Here is an 18042-nt window from a genome sequence, read left to right as displayed (position 1 = left end):
TCGCCCTGCTCCATCTCTCCCTAATCTCGCCACCCTGTGATCTTTTCGATCAGTCGGCTTGCCCCTTCATCTGCCTGTCGTATCAGATGGATTTCAACCTGGTACGCTGTTCGAGCTTTTCCGCCGCTTCTTTCCGCTCGCTGTAGCGATCCGTCAGATAACCCGATACGTCTCGCGTCAGGAGCGTGAACTTCATCAATTCCTCGCAGACATCCACGACGCGGTCGTAATAGGAAGATGGCTTCATCCGTCCAGACTCGTCGAACTCCTGATAGGCTTTCGCCACCGACGACTGGTTCGGGATGGTGATCATCCGCATCCAACGGCCGAGAATACGCATCTGGTTGAGTGCATTGAATGACTGCGACCCACCGGACACCTGCATCAGAGCCAACGTTTTGCCCTGTGTCGGGCGCAGGGCACCTATGGAAAGCGGGATCCAGTCGATCTGCGCCTTCATGACACCCGTCATCGCACCATGGCGCTCCGGGCTAACCCAGACCTGTCCCTCCGACCAGCCCGACAATTGCCGGAGCTCCTCGACCTTGGGATGTGTAACGGGCGCACTGTCGGGCAGCGGCAGGCCATCCGCATCAAAGATGCGAACATCGGCACCGAGATGTTCCAGCAGACGGCGAGCTTCATGCGCGAGAAGACGGCTGTAGGATAGCGGACGCAGCGAGCCATAGAGGATGAGAATACGCGGCTTGTGCGTGGACAACCCCCGCCGCAGGGCGTCGCTGTCCGGCAGGTGAAGATGATCCATGGCAGCAACAGGCAGATCAGACAACGCGCTTCCCCCTCTCGTCCAGCAATGGCGCACCGTCCTCCTTTGAAAAGGGTCCGGAGAATGCATCCTCGGGCAGTATATCCAGGACGATCTCGGAAGGGCGGCACAGCCTTGTGCCCAGTGGCGTCACCACGAAAGGGCGATTGATCAGGATTGGCTGATCGAGCATTGCATCGATCAGCTGGTCGTCGGTGAGCGCCGGATCGTCCAGGCCGAGCGCCGCATAGGGCGTTCCTTTCTGGCGGATCGCGTCGCGGACCATCAGTCCTGCGTCAGAGATCAAATTTACCAGTTTCTCCCTCGATGGCGTTGCTTTCAGGTATTCGACCACCGTGGGCTCGATACCGGCATGGTGGATCAAGGCCAGCGTATTGCGCGAAGTCCCGCAGTCGGGATTATGATAGATGGTCACGTCCATAATCAGGCTTTCCTCTCTACGGCAGCATTGCGGGAGACGGCAGGCGCGCGTTCGTACCAGTCCTTGGAACGGTTCACGATCCACACGACCGAAAGCATGACCGGCACCTCGATGAGAACGCCGACGACCGTTGCTAGCGCCGCACCGGAATTGAAACCGAACAGGCTGATGGCTGCTGCCACCGCGAGTTCGAAGAAATTGGACGCACCGATCAAGGCGGAAGGACCAGCCACGCAATGTTCCTCGCCCGACCAACGGTTGAGCAAATAGGCAAGACCCGAGTTGAAATAGACCTGAATGAGGATCGGAACGGCGAGCAGTGCAATAATACCCGGCTGCTCGATGATTTGCTCGCCCTGAAAACCGAAGAGCAGGACAAGTGTCGCCAGCAGGGCTACCAGCGACAGAGGCTGGATACGGGCAAGCAGGCCATCCAGACGGACGGGTGAACCGTCGGACAGCAAAGCCCTGCGAACAATCTGGGAAATGATCACCGGGATGACGATGTAGAGCACGACCGACAGGATCAGTGTATCCCAGGGAACCGTAATGGCTGAAAGCCCCAGCAGCAGCGCCACGATCGGCGCGAAAGCGACGATCATGATGGCATCATTCAGCGCCACCTGGCTCAAGGTGAAATGCGGCTCCCCCTTGGTGAGGTTCGACCAGACGAAAACCATGGCGGTACACGGGGCGGCGGCAAGTATGATCAGGCCCGCGATGTAAGAATCGATCTGCGTCTCCGGCAGATACGGCCTGAAGAGCCAGCCGATGAACAACCACCCGAGAAGTGCCATCGAAAAAGGCTTGACGGCCCAGTTGATGAAGACCGTGATGCCGATCCCACGCCAGTATCGCCCGACATGGCCAAGCGCGGTAAAGTCGATCTTCAGCAGCATCGGGATGACCATCAACCAGATCAGCACGGCGACGGGCAGATTGACCTTGGCAACCTCCAAGCCGCCTATGGCCTGAAACACGCTTGGAACTGCGTGACCAAGTCCGATGCCCGCGATGATGCAGAGAGCGACCCAGACGGTCAGATAGCGTTCGAATGTGGACATTTCAGGCAACCTTCCCATCGGATGAGGTCGAGCCATCCATACTGCCGATCTGCTTGAGCCGGGTCTCCAGCGCAAGCTTGTCGATCGATGCCAGCGGCAGGCTGAGAAATGCCATGATGCGGTTCTTCAGGAAGCGGGCAGCCTGGGCAAAAGCCTGTTGCTTGTCGAAATCGGCGCCCTCTACCGCTGCAGGATCCTCGACGCCCCAATGGGCCGTCATCGGGTGACCGATCCACACCGGGCAGGCCTCACCTGCAGCATTGTCGCAGACGGTGAATATAAAATCGAACTCGGGCGCATCCTGACCGGCAAACTCATCCCAACTCTTCGACCGGAAGCCCTCATGCGGATAGCCGAGCGCAGCCAGCGTCTTGAGGGCCAACGGATGAACTTCCCCCTTGGGATGGCTTCCAGCCGAGAAGGCCTTGAACTGGCCCTTGCCTTCCGTGGCAAGAATGGATTCGGCCAGGATGGAGCGTGCAGAATTGCCCGTGCATAGGAACAGCACGTTGAAGACCTTGGTCATGGCTCTTTCTCTCGATGTTCAGGTTGTGGAGTGCGCGGTCTCTGGCAGAGGGCAGCACGGTGTCAGATCGGCAATAAGCGGCGCGCAAAGATTGGCATTGCCGCCGCAGCAGTCTTGCAAAAGGTAGAGGATCAGGGCGCGAAACGTTTCCAGGTCCGCGCGGTAGATGATCGACCGGCTTTGCCGCTCGCCCGTGATCAAACCGGCATTCGTCATGATCGAAAGATGCGCCGACATGGTGTTCTGCGGCACATTGGCCAAGCGCGCCAACTCGCCGGCAGCCACTCCGTTTGGCTCGCTGGCCACAAGCAAGCGAAAGGTCTGCAGCCGCGTCGGCTGGGCGAGCGCGGACAGCGCCATGATCGTTTTATTCTCATCCATATATCCAGAATATTGGATACTTTGACTTTGTCAATTGCCATTCTGCATGTCGGAGCGCGCGGCACCCAGATCTTTTGCTGAGAATAGATGCTCGTGAGAAACGCCCGAACCAGTGCGGCCCTAAATCTTTGGAGATTTGGTCATGGATATCGGGGCAGAAATCAGATGGCTATTCGCCGCAGTCTTCGGTTTTGCAAAAGCTGTTATAGAGCGTGTTGACGATCTGACGCGCTGGATCACTTTCGATCCGGTACCAGACAGTCTGGCCATCCCGACGCGCGGCAATGATCCGGTCGCGCCGGAGCAAAGCCAAATGCTGCGACACCGTCGAATCACGAATTCCGAGGAATTCAGCCAGTTGCCCGACGGAATGCTCGCCGTCCGCAAGACGGCACAATATCAGCAAACGGTAACGGTTGGACAGCGACTTGAGCAATTCGCTCGCAATCTCCGCCCCGGCTTTCATGGCTTCCGGATCAATCTTCATAGGTACGAATATACAGACACCATGTGTGATTTCAAGTGGATCTGCACAACGTCGGCAGCAACAGAAGCCCGTAGGACTATGTCCTGCCGCGTCGCCGGACCCAATATCGTTGACTTTCATTTCATTTAATCGTATATACGAATTATCGTATATTTGTAGTTTACACTGTTGGCGCGCACGTACCGGAATTCTTCGAAGGCCAGATGATCGGCGCTGGCTCGCAGTTGCTGAAGGCTCCGCGCGTCTTGCGTGAGCCTATGACTGCGGATCAGGACCCCGCCCGTCTCAATAACCGACATAGGAGGCAACACATGAGCATTCGAACGATCGATCCCAATTTTCACGTCACGGGCCAGATCAAGCCTGGAGCGATGCAGGACGTGGCCAGGCTCGGCTATAAGACCGTCATCTGCATGCGACCTGACAAGGAAGGGTTTTTCCAGCCGACATTCGCGGAATTGGAGATGGCGGCAAAAGCAGTTGGCATCAAGGCGCATTATATCCCGGTTGTGCCGGGTGCGATTACGCCAGCCGACCTGAGCGCACTCAAAGCTGTCCTCAGCGAAACATCCGGCCCCGTTTTGGCGTATTGTGCTTCGGGCAATCGTTGCGCAAGCGCATTCGAGATGTGCAAGCGAGCATGACCCTGAACCGGCGGGCTGAGCGAACTCGCCCATTCGCCAATCAGGCGCCAGAGCTCAGCCGACGAGTTTTGCCGCGATCGCAACAAAAAACAGGAAGCGAGCGCCCGCCAACCCAGCGATTGGCGGGCGATTGTCGTCATGGGTCCAGCTTGATGGCCTTGAGCTTATCGATGCCAAGCGCTTGTAGCGCCAGCCGTTCATAGAACGGCTCGGATTTGCCCAGGCGCACCTTGTAAAGGAAGTATTTTTCGAAACCTATCTTCGCGGCATGGACCCACTTCCCCGACGAGGACCAATTGACATTGCGCGGGGGGATCTGCGGCTGGGCGACGAAGGCGATGCCGCCATCGCCGAAATCGGCAAGGCAGACTGCGTTCCAAGTACCTTCGGCATTCGGCTTTTCGCCCCTGACCAGGCGCTCGATATTGTGGGCAGTGGCAGTGACCATCGATTCAATCATGAAGCCGGTCTTGGGGACACCGATCGGCACGGGTGTCTTGCCCATCGGCGGGATCGCCACGCAGACGCCGACCGAGAATATATTGGGATACCGGCCGTTCTGCTGGTGCCTGTCGACCAGGATGAACCCGCGTGGATTGGTCAGTCCCTCGATGTCGCGTACGGCCGACACGCCACGGAATGCCGGCAGCATCATCGTGAATGCTGCTGGAACCTCATGCACAGCCTTGGTCGACCCGTCTTCGTTCAACTCTTCGGCGATCACTTTTCCTTCTTCGAACCGCTGGACCTTCGCATTGGTGATCCACTTGATGTGATGGTTGCGCAGTTCACTCTCCAGCAGGCCCTTGGTATCGCCCACACCGTCGAGGCCGAGATGGCCGATATAGGGTTCCGATGTGACGAAGGTCATCGGAACCCGGTCACGTACCTTGGCATCGCGCAGCGCCTTGTCGAGAATGAAGGCGAATTCGTAGGCTGGACCGAAGCAGGAAGCACCCTGAACCGCACCGATGACCACCGGGCCGGGATTGGCGATCAGCCGGTCGACCGCCAGCTTTGTCTCCAGCGCATGGTCGATATGGCATACTGACTGGGTAAAGGCCTCTGGGCCAAAGCCGGGGATCTCATCGAAGGCTAGTTCCGGACCGGTGGAGATGACCAGATAGTCGTAGCTGACCGAGGAACCGTCCAGCAGCTGAATGCGGTTTTCTTCCGGGATGAGCCGTTCTGCCCCTTGCGGCTTCAGCGCGATGTTGCGCCTGGCACATGCCGGTTCAAGATCGACTTCAATCGCCTCACGGTCGCGCCAGCCGACCGCAACCCAGGGGTTGGAGGGCACGAAGGAATAGGTCGATCCCTTGCTGATCAGGATGACATTATCCTCCTTGCCGACACGATCCCTGATTTCATAAGCCATGATGGTGCCGCCAAGCCCGGCACCCAGTACCACAATATTTGCCATACGTGTCTCCTCCACGCTAAAGTTCACACATATATATATACGATCTAACGTAGATTAGAAGGCAATACTTTCTGACTACACAGGCGTCAGTATGGGCCCGGGCACGGAGGCGCACGTCGCATCCGCCGACCTCATATCAGACGCTACAGGACGTTGATCCGCCCCTGGCAACCCTTGAGCCATCCTGCGCTTCGTAAAAGTCTCGTGATGCGAGCGGGGCAGACACCGCGCTCGGGAACAATGGCATTGGAGGTTGACAGTTTGCCGAGGTCAGCACAATGGAGTGCGCGCGCATGTTCAGGCGGAAAAGTCGGGCTGCACATTCATGCCGACGTTCATCCTGCGCATCTCAAAGCCGCGCCTGGACATGTGACCCTGACCCGCATGTGTCATGCTGAAGAAAATACCGGATCCTGATTGGGGACGAAACGTGCCTTCGACGCTGAAAGCCGCCTTGTGGCGCACCGGCCTCTTGCGACTGCTGATCGCGCCCGGCCGGTTCAGAGCCTTTGCTCGCCAGAGTGAACTCGGAATTGTCCTGCTTGGCGCTATAGTTGGCGTACTCGCCGGTCTCGTTGTCGTCGCGATGAGTGCCATCGCCCGCCTGCTGCATCAGGCGATATTCCGCATCGAAGTCGGCGAGCGCCTGAGCAGCGCCGCCTCGCTCGACACGACCACCATCCTCATTGCACCGATCGTTGGCGGCATCGTGCTCGGGCTCATCCATCTGGTGCTCGCCTATCGGCGAAAGAGGCCGATGGTCGATCCGATTGAAGCCAACGCCCTACACGGAGGACGCCTGTCTCTCACGGACAGTATCATCGTCTGCGTACAGAACCTGATTTCCAATGGATTTGGCGCCTCTGTCGGCCTCGAGGCAGGCTATACGCAGCTGTCATCCGGCTTCGCATCGAAGATCGGCGTGGCGATGAAATTGCGCCGCGGCGACTTGCGCATTCTGGTCGGTTGTGGTGCCGCCGGCGCGATCGCAGCGGCTTTCAATGCCCCTTTGACCGGAGCTTTCTATGCTTTCGAGTTGATCATCGGTTCCTACAGCATTGCCAGCCTGACGCCGGTGATCGCGGCATCCCTGCTGGCGAGCAGTGTTGCGCGACTGTTCGTTCCGAGCAGTTTTCTGATCAATGCCGCGTCATTCGGAACGGTGATCCCGACCGACTACATGCCGGCACTGCTGCTTGGCCTTCTGTGCGCCGGCGGCGGCATCCTCCTGATGACCGGCGTGTCGATGGTGGAGGAGGTGTCGCGCAAAAGCTCCCTACCTCAGGCCATCCGCCCGGCCCTTGGCGGCATTGCCATCGGCCTTCTCGCCCTCGTTTCTCCGCAGATCCTGTCAGGTGGGCACGGCGCGCTTCACCTCAACCTCGACCAGGACCTGACCATTCCGGCACTCGGGTTTCTGCTGTTGATGAAGTCACTTGCCTCCGCAGTCTCGATCGGATCCGGATTTCGCGGCGGGCTGTTTTTCGCCTCGCTGTTTCTCGGCGCCCTGCTCGGCAAGATCTTTGCTCTGACCGGGATGTGGCTGGTCCCCGGATCCGTGCTGACCCCTGCCGTCTATGCGATTATCGGCATGAGCTGTCTTGCCGCTTCCGTGATCGGTGGCCCATTGACCATGACGTTCCTGGCGCTCGAGGTGACGGGGGATTTCTCGATCACCGCCCTGACGCTTGCAGCCGTCATCACAGCCTCTTTGACCGTGCGCAACCTGTTCGGCTACTCGTTTGCGACCTGGCGTTTTCACCTGCGCGGTGAGAGCATCCGAAGCGCTCATGATGTCGGCTGGATCAGAAACCTGACCGTCGACAAATTGATGCGCCCCGATGTGAAGACGGCGACGGCCGGCGTGTCGCTGGCGAAATTCCGCGAAAGCTTTCCCCTCGGATCGACCCAGCGCGTCATAATCGTTGATGATGACGGAAAATACGTCGGCATCGTGCTCGTGCCCGAGGCCCATTCAAGCCTGGTAGTCGATACAGATGGCGGGATCCTGGACCTGATCCGCTTCAGGAATTCCTTCCTGCTTCCGACCATGAACGCCAAGCAGGCAACCCGGATCTTCGAACATGCCGAGAGCGAAGCCCTGGCCGTGCTCAGCAACAAGATCGAACAACAGGTGATCGGCCTGCTGACCGAAAGCTACACGCTGCGCCGCTACAGCGAGGAGCTCGACAAGAGGCGACGCGAGGTATCAGGCGAGACCTGAGGCAGTGCCTCCCCTGTCATCCTGATGCAAGAAGCGGGCGTGCCTTGTGGTGACGTCAAGGCTCGGCCTGATTGGGCGAAAGCGCAAAAATTGCCAGATGCTCGCCGCGCCCCCCGAGGGGTTCATGGCCGACCTCATGCCATCGGCTCGGCTGGTCCGTTCGCATTATAACAGCTTGTGACGCCAAAATTGCGGTGCCGAAACGCTTGGTGGCCTGTTCGATCTTCGCGGCGACGTTGACCACGTCGCCCAGCACGGTGAACTCAAGTCGCCGCTCATCGCCGACAAGCCCGCAATAGACTTCGCCAGTGTGGATGCCGATGCCGACCCTGATTGGGGGATCGAAATGCCGCTTTGCATTCCACTGGTCGACAAGCGCCAGAAGCCGCTCGGCGCATGCGATGGCGCGCATGCAGTCGTCTGTCTGCGGATCAGGGACGCCGAAGACAAGCATTGCCCCGTCTCCGATGAACTTGTCCACCACACCACCGGTTGCCTCCGCTGATCGCATCACCCGCCGGCGAAATGACGACACGAACACCGAAAGACGAGAGGGATCCATGTTCTCCGCATAGGCGGTGAACCCTCTTATATCGACAAACAGCACGGTTGCTGGCTGGCGACGTCCCAGACGCCAGTCGCTTGCCAGATCGTCTTGCCCAACCAGCGGCGCGACCTCGGCAGGCAGAAAACGTGCAAGATTAGCGCGCCGCGTGGTCTCCCCAACGGTGCGCATCAGCAGGCGCCGTGAGCGCGCCATCGCAAGCGCCGTGATCAGGCCGATCAACGCGAGTAGCACGGCACGCATCAGGTAGGGCGGCAAGGAAAATAGGCGCGCGAGATCAGTTTCCAGGCCGGGAGGAAAAGCCCCCGGCTCGGTGGCCAGGAATGGTTCAAATCCAAGCACCCAGGCGACACCGAATACGGCAATCATGGTTGCCAGCGTCGCCCAGACTTGAACAAGCGCACGGTATCGGAGAGCGCCGACCGCGAGGATCAATGGAAAGACCCAAATGGTCGGTATCGCCGCGATCCAGTTGCCGCCAAGCCCCACGCGTTCCAGGCCGAAATAGAGGCCGGCACCAAGAAAGACAGCGTCTGCCGATACGAGAGCAAAGGCCATCCAGGGCCTGAACCAGTGCCCCGACGCAAGAATGAACGAAATAACGCCCAGCAACAGCAGGGCCAGAACCGCGCTCATCGGCATGAAACGAACGAGCGCCAGCCGGTGCGGCTCTGTGAGCACCGCAGCACCCGTCGAAACGACAAGGCCGCTGGTGAACAAGGTGAGAGCCAGTACGATCCGGACCCAGCCGAGCGTATATTCCGCCTCGATTTCCGATTCCCGGACAAGGTTCTCGACCGAGGCGGACAGCGTAGATGAATGTCCGTCTCTAGATTGGGCCGCACCCGACTGAAACTTCCACCGCAATTGCTCTCTCCCGCAACATTGACCTAAAACACACGGCTTCGTCGGGATTTCCCAGACAGCATGGGCTTGTTGCCATATCGGCACCAATCTGCCGCGTTGTCAGTTCGCATGGCATGTCCGCCGGCCGCGACAATCTCCATTGCTTAATCTCGAGCAGCTATGCTGTCACGCCGCGGCGGCCTGAACCGATCCGTCGTATCGGGCTATCCTTCGTATGGAGAACCGCCCGACCGGTTCCCCGACTTACGTGCGCAGCACCCGGTAAATTGCCGGGATGACAAGCACGGTCAGCAAAGTCGACGAAATAAGCCCGAACAACAGGGAGATCGCCAGCCCTTGAAAAATAGGGTCCGTCAGGATCACGGCGGCCCCGATGATGGCAGCAAGCGCCGTCAGCAGGATCGGTTTGAAACGGATTGCCCCAGCCTCGATCAGCACCTCGGTGAACGGCCGCCCCGCCTTGTCCGCATGACGGATGAAATCGACCAGCAGGATCGAATTGCGGACGATGATGCCGGCAAGTGCAATGAAACCGATCATCGATGTTGCCGAGAACGGCGCACCGAACAGCCAGTGGCCGCCCAGAATGCCGATGAAGGTCAAGGGGACCGGCGTGAGGATGACCAGCGGCACCTTGAACGAGCCGAACTGCGCGACCACCAGAATATAGATGGCAAGCAGCGCAATGATGAAAGCCGCCCCCATGTCGCGGAACGTGACCCAGGTGACCTCCCATTCGCCATCCCAAAGCAAGGTTGTCTGCTTGTCGCTATCGGGCTGCCCATGCAGCGCAATGACCGGCTTGGCCAGACCTGTCCAGTCCTGAGCGTCGATGGCCTGCTGCACGGCCAGCATCCCATAAAGCGGCGCCTCAAAGGAACCGGCAAGCTCCGCAGTGACCATTTCGGCGGCGCGCCCATTGTGGCGGAAAATGGGATAGGATGTCTTCTCGTCGACGACGCGCACGACATCGCCAAGTTCCACCACATCCCGGTCGCCCGGCAGGGCGTTGCTCGGAAGCGGGGTGGCAAGAAAGCGCTCGTCGAGCGTCTTTTCGCCCTTGGCGCGCTCAATTTTGATGGGGAATGGCTGACGCCCATCGCCGCGGTGGGAATATCCGATCGTCTTGCCACCACTCAGGATCGCGATCGTGTCGAACACGTCGCCTTCCTCGACGCGGAAGAACTCGGCGTCGTCTGTCGATACCACCAGCCTCTTGCGTGGGGCCTGGACACCGTAGGAATTGTCGATATCGACGATGAAGGGCACGCTGCGGAACGCCGTTTCCACCTTCTCCGCAACTTTTCTGCGGGTCGCTGCGTCCGGCCCATAGATCTCGGCGAGCAATGTCGCCATCACAGGCGGGCCCGGCGGAGGCTCAACGACTTTCAGGCTCGTGCCGGCAGGTACATCGGCCTCGCCAAGCCGCTTGCGGATTTCGAGTGCAATCTGGTGGCTCGTGCGCTGACGATCGGCCTTGCCGGCAAGATTGATACCGACATCGCCCTGATAGGACGCGGATCTGAGATAGGCGTGCCGCACCAGCCCGTTAAAATTGAAAGGTGCCGCTGTGCCGGCATGTGTCTGGACCGACATCACCTCCGGCATGTCGAGGACGATGCGCGCGACCATCTGCGCCACCGCGTCGGTTGCCTCGACAGAGGAACCTTCCGGCAGGTCGATCGTCACGGCGAGCTCCGACTTGTTGTCAAACGGCAGAAGCTTGACGGTGACATGCTTGGTATAAAACAGCGTCAACGAGCCCAGCGTCAGCATGCCGACGGCGAGAAGAAAGACCCAGCTCCTGGCCTTGGAGGCAAGGATCGGACGGGCGACCGCTGAATATATCTGGCCGAGGCGACCGCCCTGATGGGTTTCCTGCGCATGAAGCGGCGCATTGCCGGCAACCTTCAGCATCAGCCAGGGCGTGACCATGACCGCCACGAAGAATGAAAATATCATCGCAGCGGAAGCATTGGCCGGGATCGGGCTCATATATGGCCCCATCATTCCGGACACGAACAGCATTGGCAGCAATGCTGCAACGACCGTGAGGGTCGCGACGATCGTCGGATTGCCAACCTCGGCCACGGCATCGATGGCCGCCTGGCGACGGGAGCGCCCATCGTCCATTGCCCAGTGGCGGGCGGTGTTCTCGATGACGACGATGGCGTCGTCGACCAATATCCCGATCGAGAATATCAGGGCGAACAAAGAGACGCGGTTGAGCGTGTAGCCCATCAGCCAGGAGGCAAACAAAGTCAGGAGAATGGTCACTGGAATGACGATAGCCACCACCATGGCTTCGCGCCGGCCGATGGCGACCCAGACCAGAGCAATGATCGATAGCGTTGCCAGTCCCAGATGAAAGAGCAGTTCGTTTGCCTTTTCATTGGCTGTTTCGCCATAGTTGCGCGTCACCTCGATCGCCATGTCTTCGGGGATCAGGCTGCCATGCAGGCTCTCAACCTGCCTGAGGATGTTTTCTGCAACCACAACAGCGTTCGATCCGGCGCGTTTGGCGATTGCAAGTGTTACTGACGGCACACGCTCGATGCCCGCATCGGATCGGCGCACCGTAGACACCAGCGCTTCGCTGGTGTCGGTGGCAAATTCGATCCGAGCCACGTCGCGGACATAGACCGGGCGGCCGTCGCGGGATGTGAGCAGGAGGTTTCCGATCGCCACCGGTGACGACAGGGTTTCTCCCGCCATGATATCGATCTGCCTGCCCTGGTCGCGGACTTCGCCAGCGGGCACGGCACTATTGGCACCCTCTACCTTGCTGGCCAATTGCTGCAAGGTGATACCGTAGAGTGCCAGCTTTTCCGGTTGCGGCGAGATGCGGATGATTTCTCCCGCCTCTCCGACCAGATAGGTCAGGCCGACATCCTGGATCTTGGCAATCTCGGTGCGCAGTTCGCGCGCGACGCGGGTGAGATCATTCGGCGTGATCCTGCCAGCTGCTTCGGGCTTGGGCTGCAGGGTCAAGGCGACGATCGCCACATGGTCGATACCGCGACCGACAATCGCCGGCTCCGGTATTCCGACCGGAATACGATCCAGATTGGCCCGGACCTTTTCATGGACGCGCAGTACGGCGGCATCGGAAGACGTGCCGACGACAAAGCGCGCCGTCACCATGATGCGATTGTCCATCGACTGGGAATAGACATGGTCGACACCGTCAATGCTCTTGACGATCGTTTCCAGCGGTTCGGTCACCAGCTTGACGGCATCTTCCGCCTTCAGGCCCGCCGCCTGCACGATGATGTCCACCATCGGCACGGAAATCTGTGGTTCTTCCTCCCGCGGAAGCGTCAACAATGCCACAAGCCCCATGGCAAATGCCGCCAAAAGGAAGAGTGGCGTCAAAGGGGACTGGATGAATATGCGGGTCAGGTTGCCGGCAATGCCGAGTGTACGCGATTGGTTTTGTTGTTCATTCATTTCAGATGACCTTGTGGCCTCAGCCGCGGGATCAGCGTGACTGCTGCGATCTTCTCCATCCTGGGTCACGGGATCACCACGACATCACCGGCGGACAGACCCGAAAGGATCTCGACGCTCGACACACCATCAACGCGGCTGGTTTCCCCCGTCACGACGACGCGTTCAACGGGCTTTTGCGCCTGTATGACCGTGACGAAGTCGAGCCCCGATCGGGTTTCCACAGCATTTGACGGTATCAGCAGCGCGAGCCGCTCACCGACCGGCACTTCGACCAGGACCCTGGCGTTGACAAACTCGGTGCTGATATCCTTCACCTCAACATCGGCGATCACACGGCCACTCTCGATCTGGGGATAGATCTTGACCAGCTGTCCTTCGCGCAGTTCATCGCCGGCATCGATACGGATGGCCGCTCCCTGTTTCAGAGACAAGGCGTGGCGTTCCGGGATTGCGAGTTGCAGGAAAAATCCGCCGCCGCCAATATTGACGATAACTTCGCCCGGAAGGACGACGGCATCACGCGTGACAGGGACCTTGAGCACCCTGCCCGCGGTTGGCGCCAGAACATCGCCCTCCTGGGACTGCGCAACCGCCACCAGCCTCTGGGCTTGCGCCGCAGCGATCTGATTGCGGATGACATCCACCTCGGTCCTCAATTGATCCAGGCGTTGCGACGTGGTCGCACCGCTCTTGATCAGTCTCTCTGCGCGCTCCACTTCCAGGAGCGCATTCTTCAGCGATGCGTCCAGCCCGAGAAGCTGCGCCTCGACCGCGCGGATCTGGAAACTGAGCTTGTCGTCCTTGACGACGGCGACCACATCGCCGGCCTTGACGAGGTCGCCTTCCGTCACCTTGAGCTCCGTGACGGTACCGCCGATCCTGGCGCGCGCCAAAACGCTGTCACGCGCTTCGACCTGACCATAGACAGCCTTCATCTCGGCGACACTGGTGGGCTTCAGGAGAAGTTCGCCGGCGTGGGCCACAAGGGGCAGGAAACACAGGGCAAGAATGCCAGTGGTGAAGAAGCGCATCATGACGATCATCCCGTTGGAAGGCATTCGCTCAGAATGCAGGACCGGATTTTACCCCGATTTTTCTGAACAGCATTGCGGCAGGACAAAAGCCGGTGACCGAGGACTGAATAAGATTGACGCCCACAAAAACTGTGAGCCAGACGAAGCCGGGATGGACGAAATGGCTGAGAGCCAGCGAAACCAGAACCATGATGCCGGCAAATGCGAGAACGGCACGATCGATGGACATAGGAAACCTCCTTGTTTATATTATTCGTATCTACGTCTTTATGTATATATTATGTCGCCCATGTCAATGGGTGATCAGACCCCCACAGTCGTTAGCGATGCCCGCAGATGAATGCGGACCACCTGCCAGCGTGAACAGTCAACGTTCCGCCACGACGACGGATCGCGACATGTCATTGAAGCGAAGGAAAATTAGTCGCGTTGGATGGATCAATGCGGGATCACGCGCGTTACCGCCGTTACTCCATGTCGTTAACAACACATGCTTGCAGCGCAAAAGGGAAATGCCGTGAAGTTAACGCGTAACGGAACAACAGTTCTGGTTGTAGAAGATGACGCCCTGCTGCGCATGGATATCGTCATGTCTCTGGAGAGCGAGGGCTTCACGGTCCACGAGGCATCGAATGCCGATGACGCCATCGAAATCCTGGACAGGCATGCGGACATCGCCTTGATGTTTACCGATATCGACATGCCGGGCAGCATGGACGGGTTGAAGCTCGCGATTGCCGTGCGCGACCGTTGGCCACCGATCAAAATCATCGTGACCTCAGGTCACAGCAACCTCCGCGATGACCTTTTGCCGGTCGAGGGCCGGTTTTTCAGCAAGCCATATGATCATTCTCGCGTGGCAAGCACGATGCTGGAGATGGTCACCGCTGGTTGAGCCAGTCTAGATGGGCTCGCAATCTGCACTATTCATCGACAGCGAACTGCGGGAACCAAGCGGGAAGGCCTCCTCGTCGGCGCCCGTAGTCCAGACCTCGCAACGCGACACTGCCCCTATGGGGAGAGCCCCGCACAGCGCGCCGTATTGCGGATGTGATTTTCCATCTCCAGGCGGGCGGACTGGCCGTCATTCGCCCTGAGGGCTGCGATAATCTTGCGATGTTCCGCGATCGACTCGCGCATGCGTTCCGGATCGGTGATCGGAATAGGCTGGCGTTGTGTTTCGGTCACTTGGTCGCGCACCGTCTGGTAGAGCGCCTTCAACATCGCGTTGGAGCAAGCCGAAACGATCGTGCCATGAAAGTCGAGATCGGCGTCGACATTGGCGAGCAGGTCCTGTTTCGCCCAGCATTCCTCCATGGTCTGCGTTGCTTTCTCCATCTTCTCCAGCTCCAATTGTGTCAAACGCCCCGCCGCAAGCCTTGCAATCTCACCCTCCATCAAAATTCGGGTCTGGAAGACGTCGAAAACCGAATAGCTATCGGAATAGCGCCAGGGAGCCATGTGCCCACCCAGGCTCCTTGCTCCCTCCGCAGCGGCGGTCACGAAGGTGCCGCGTCCGGCCTCGGTCTTCAAAAGTCCAAGTGTTTCCAGCGTCAGCAGTGCCTCCCGCAGCGATGCCCGGCTGATGCCGAATTTGAGCGCAAACTCCCGCTGGGACGGAACTTTCTCGCCCGGCTTCAAGGTGCCCGCCTGGATCATTGTCTGGATCTCTCGCGCAACAGATTGCGGAACAAGCGTTTTGTTGAACATGCGACCCCTTCTCCAGCTTTGGCCTTGCGGCGCTGCCAATCTATTTTTTCACACGCCATCTTGCAAAGCCGAAAGCGACATGCTTTTTTGGTCCAACTGGTCTGACCAGTTAGACCAATGTAGATTGAGTTATGTTCAAATAACAAGGGGAACCCTCATGACACGCGTTTCAAACTTCAACGTATCGCTATTGTCCGGCCTGATGGCCGTGATCGGCGTAACAGGCGCCCAGGCCGCAGACCTTACTGTTGGCGCCAATATCGGCAATGTGCCCTGGGAATTCGAGGACGCCAGCGGCAAGGTCACCGGTTTCGAGGTCGATCTCGTCAACGAAATCGCCAAGCGTCTGGGAAAATCGGTCGAATTCGTCAACACGCCGTTCAACGGCCTGTTCCCGGCGGTCCAGTCCGGTCGCATCAACATGGCCGTATCGTCGATCACCATCACGGACAAACGCCTCGAATCGGTGACTTTCGCCCAGCCCTATTATGACAGCGACCAATCGCTGACCGTCACGGCTGCCTCCGGCATCACAGGCCTCAAGGACATGGGTGACAAAGTCGTCGGCGTCGATACCGGCTCAACCGGAGACATGTGGGCCGATGCTAACAAGGGCGAATACAAGCTCGGCGAAATCCGCCGCTTCGAAGGCCTGCAGCCGGCCATGCTCGATCTCGTCGCCGGCCGTGTCGACGGCTACATCTCAGATATCCCGGCACTGCTCTACTACGTCAAGGACAAGCCGGAGCTGAAGGTGGTCGAGCGCATCCCAACCGGCGAAAAATATTCGATCATGTTCAACAAGGATGATCCGCTCGCCACCGAGGTCAATGCCGTGATCACCACGCTGAAGGGCGAGGGCTTCATCGCCAAGCTGCACGAGACCTGGTTCGGCGCCAAGGCCGAGGACACGACCTCGACGGTCACCGTTCTCGACATGCCGAAGGGCAAGTAACCTATGCCGCATCCGGCGGGGCATGATCTGTCCCGCCGGACGCCCAAAGGAGCCGACAGCGCATGACACTTCTCAATACGTTCTTCAATCTGCAGGTGCTTGCCGACAGTCTGCCCGCACTCCTGTGGGGGCTCCTCGTCACGTTGCAGATCGGCGTCACCAGCATTCTGGTTGGCCTCGCCGGCGGGCTTTTCCTCGCGGTCGCACGGCTTTATGCGCCAGGTTTCTTCAAACTGCTGATCCGCATCTATATCGACATCTTCCGTTCGATCCCGCTGCTGGTGCTTCTAATCGTCGTCTACTACGCCCTGCCCTTTGTCGGCATCCGGCTTTCGCCGTTTCTCTCGGCTGTGACCGCACTCTCGCTGGTGTCAGCCGCCTATACGGCGGAGATTTTCCGTGCCGGTATCGAGGCGATCCCGCATGGCCAATTCGAGGCATCGGCAGCGCTCGGTCTTTCCAACCGGCACACGATGATCGACGTGATCCTGCCACAGGCGATCCGCATCGTCATCCCGCCGCTGACCAACAACTGCATCAATGTGATGAAGGATACAGCGCTTGCCTCCGTGGTCGCCATGCCGGACCTCTTGAAACAGGCGACCCAGGCCCAGGCGCTGGCGGCCAATCCGACACCGCTGATCGGGGCAGCGCTCATCTATATCGCGCTGCTCTGGCCGATGGTCGCTGTCGTCTCGCGCCTTGAAAAACATTTCAGCAGGGGAAAACGCTGATGACCGGAACCGCGCCAGCCCTCATCTCCATTCGCGGCCTGACCAAGGCCTATGGCACATTCACCGTGCTGCACGATATCGACATCGACATCGCGGAAGGCGAAGTCGTCTGCGTGATCGGCCCGTCCGGCTCCGGCAAGTCGACGCTGATCCGCTGCATCAACCATCTCGAAGCCTTCGCGCCGGAAAGCCGGATCACCGTAGGCGGCGTGCGCGTCGAGCCCGGCCCGGCCCTCGCCAAGGTCCGGGCAGAGGTCGGCATGGTGTTCCAGTCCTTCAACCTCTTTCCGCACATGACCGTGCTGAAGAATGTCATGCTGGCGCCGATGCGGGTGCGCGGCACGCCGGCCGTGGACGCCGAGCGCAAGGCCCGCGAACTGCTCGCCCGCGTAGGCATTGCCGAACAGGCGGAGAAATATCCCGGCCAGTTGTCCGGTGGCCAGCAGCAGCGCGTGGCGATCGCAAGGGCACTCGCGATGGAACCACGCGTGCTGCTCTTCGACGAACCGACCTCCTCGCTGGACCCGGAAATGGTCGGCGAGGTGCTCGACGTCATGCGCAAGCTCGCCGGTTCCGGCGTCACGATGATCGTCGTCACCCATGAAATGGGCTTTGCCCGCCAGGTCGCCGACCGGGTGATCTTCATGGACAGTGGCCGCCTCGTCGAGGCCGGCACACCGGAAGCAATCTTCGATCATCCCAAAGAAGAACGGACGCGCGGCTTCCTGCGCGCGGTCCTCAACCACTGAACAAGAATAATGCATTGG

The 18042-nt window shown here is 59.3% G+C and carries 18 protein-coding genes; 6 read left to right on the top strand and 12 right to left on the bottom strand.

What is annotated here, in order from left to right; all coding sequences use genetic code 11:
- Positions 1-82 precede the first annotated feature (82 nt).
- The 6 genes from arsH to GVK95_RS09270 all read right to left on the bottom strand — a co-directional run bounded on the left by arsH (position 83) and on the right by GVK95_RS09270 (position 3666).
- Positions 83-766 (bottom strand): arsenical resistance protein ArsH, encoded by a 684-nt coding sequence (gene arsH / locus GVK95_RS09295; protein ID WP_200844262.1) that lies wholly within the window; start codon positions 764-766, stop codon positions 83-85.
- A gap of 16 nt (positions 767-782) precedes the next feature.
- Positions 783-1208: an arsenate reductase (glutaredoxin) gene (gene arsC, locus GVK95_RS09290; protein WP_200844253.1), complete on the bottom strand. Its 426-nt coding sequence runs from the start codon at positions 1206-1208 to the stop codon at positions 783-785.
- 2 nt (positions 1209-1210) lie between these two features.
- Positions 1211-2272 (bottom strand): ACR3 family arsenite efflux transporter, encoded by a 1062-nt coding sequence (gene arsB, locus GVK95_RS09285; protein ID WP_159948802.1) that lies wholly within the window; start codon positions 2270-2272, stop codon positions 1211-1213.
- Between the two features lies 1 nt (position 2273).
- Positions 2274-2798, bottom strand: a complete 525-nt coding sequence (locus tag GVK95_RS09280) for an arsenate reductase ArsC (protein ID WP_159948801.1) — start codon at positions 2796-2798, stop codon at positions 2274-2276.
- Between the two features lie 18 nt (positions 2799-2816).
- A complete protein-coding gene (locus GVK95_RS09275) occupies positions 2817-3179 on the bottom strand; it encodes a metalloregulator ArsR/SmtB family transcription factor (RefSeq protein ID WP_159948800.1) in 363 nt (120 codons plus the stop codon).
- Positions 3180-3348: 169 nt separating this feature from the next.
- Positions 3349-3666 carry a metalloregulator ArsR/SmtB family transcription factor gene (locus tag GVK95_RS09270; RefSeq protein WP_159948799.1) on the bottom strand — a complete coding sequence of 106 codons (318 nt, stop codon included), beginning with the start codon at positions 3664-3666 and terminating at the stop codon, positions 3349-3351.
- 203 nt (positions 3667-3869) lie between these two features.
- On the opposite strand from GVK95_RS09270, the gene GVK95_RS09265 reads away from it, so the two are divergent.
- Entirely contained in the window at positions 3870-4310 is a 441-nt protein-coding gene (locus tag GVK95_RS09265; protein WP_244618718.1) for a TIGR01244 family sulfur transferase, read from the top strand.
- Positions 4311-4446: 136 nt separating this feature from the next.
- Here GVK95_RS09265 and GVK95_RS09260 read toward each other — a convergent pair whose 3' ends face one another.
- Entirely contained in the window at positions 4447-5733 is a 1287-nt protein-coding gene (locus GVK95_RS09260) for an FAD/NAD(P)-binding oxidoreductase (RefSeq protein WP_159948798.1), read from the bottom strand.
- A gap of 391 nt (positions 5734-6124) precedes the next feature.
- On the opposite strand from GVK95_RS09260, the gene GVK95_RS09255 reads away from it, so the two are divergent.
- Positions 6125-7957, top strand: a complete 1833-nt coding sequence (locus tag GVK95_RS09255) for a chloride channel protein (protein ID WP_159948797.1) — start codon at positions 6125-6127, stop codon at positions 7955-7957.
- 55 nt (positions 7958-8012) lie between these two features.
- On the opposite strand, the gene GVK95_RS09250 is transcribed toward GVK95_RS09255, so the two are convergent.
- The 4 genes from GVK95_RS09250 to GVK95_RS09235 form a co-directional block, all read right to left on the bottom strand.
- Positions 8013-9389 carry an adenylate/guanylate cyclase domain-containing protein gene (locus GVK95_RS09250; protein WP_159948796.1) on the bottom strand — a complete coding sequence of 459 codons (1377 nt, stop codon included), beginning with the start codon at positions 9387-9389 and terminating at the stop codon, positions 8013-8015.
- Positions 9390-9632: 243 nt separating this feature from the next.
- Positions 9633-12839, bottom strand: a complete 3207-nt coding sequence (locus GVK95_RS09245) for an efflux RND transporter permease subunit (protein WP_159948795.1) — start codon at positions 12837-12839, stop codon at positions 9633-9635.
- Positions 12840-12904: 65 nt separating this feature from the next.
- A complete protein-coding gene (locus tag GVK95_RS09240) occupies positions 12905-13876 on the bottom strand; it encodes an efflux RND transporter periplasmic adaptor subunit (protein WP_244618717.1) in 972 nt (323 codons plus the stop codon).
- A gap of 28 nt (positions 13877-13904) precedes the next feature.
- Positions 13905-14105 carry a DUF2892 domain-containing protein gene (locus tag GVK95_RS09235; protein WP_159948793.1) on the bottom strand — a complete coding sequence of 67 codons (201 nt, stop codon included), beginning with the start codon at positions 14103-14105 and terminating at the stop codon, positions 13905-13907.
- Positions 14106-14366: 261 nt separating this feature from the next.
- On the opposite strand from GVK95_RS09235, the gene GVK95_RS09230 reads away from it, so the two are divergent.
- Entirely contained in the window at positions 14367-14771 is a 405-nt protein-coding gene (locus GVK95_RS09230) for a response regulator (RefSeq protein ID WP_159948791.1), read from the top strand.
- A gap of 116 nt (positions 14772-14887) precedes the next feature.
- On the opposite strand, the gene GVK95_RS09225 is transcribed toward GVK95_RS09230, so the two are convergent.
- Positions 14888-15586: an FCD domain-containing protein gene (locus GVK95_RS09225; RefSeq protein ID WP_159948789.1), complete on the bottom strand. Its 699-nt coding sequence runs from the start codon at positions 15584-15586 to the stop codon at positions 14888-14890.
- A 157-nt stretch (positions 15587-15743) separates the two neighbouring features.
- On the opposite strand from GVK95_RS09225, the gene GVK95_RS09220 reads away from it, so the two are divergent.
- The 3 genes from GVK95_RS09220 (at position 15744) to GVK95_RS09210 (ending at position 18024) form a co-directional block, all read left to right on the top strand.
- Positions 15744-16541: an ABC transporter substrate-binding protein gene (locus GVK95_RS09220; RefSeq protein WP_159948787.1), complete on the top strand. Its 798-nt coding sequence runs from the start codon at positions 15744-15746 to the stop codon at positions 16539-16541.
- Between the two features lie 62 nt (positions 16542-16603).
- Entirely contained in the window at positions 16604-17275 is a 672-nt protein-coding gene (locus GVK95_RS09215) for an amino acid ABC transporter permease (protein WP_159948785.1), read from the top strand.
- Positions 17275-18024, top strand: coding sequence for an amino acid ABC transporter ATP-binding protein (locus GVK95_RS09210; protein ID WP_159948783.1), 750 nt, complete (start codon positions 17275-17277; stop codon positions 18022-18024). Before GVK95_RS09215 ends, GVK95_RS09210 begins: the two co-directional genes overlap by 1 nt.
- Positions 18025-18042 lie beyond the last annotated feature (18 nt).

It is taken from the genome of Rhizobium sp. 18065 (assembly GCF_902706095.1).
Classification (GTDB): domain Bacteria; phylum Pseudomonadota; class Alphaproteobacteria; order Rhizobiales; family Rhizobiaceae; genus Allorhizobium.
Note: the sequence above shows the minus strand (reverse complement) of the source record. Positions and strands in the feature narration are given on the sequence as shown.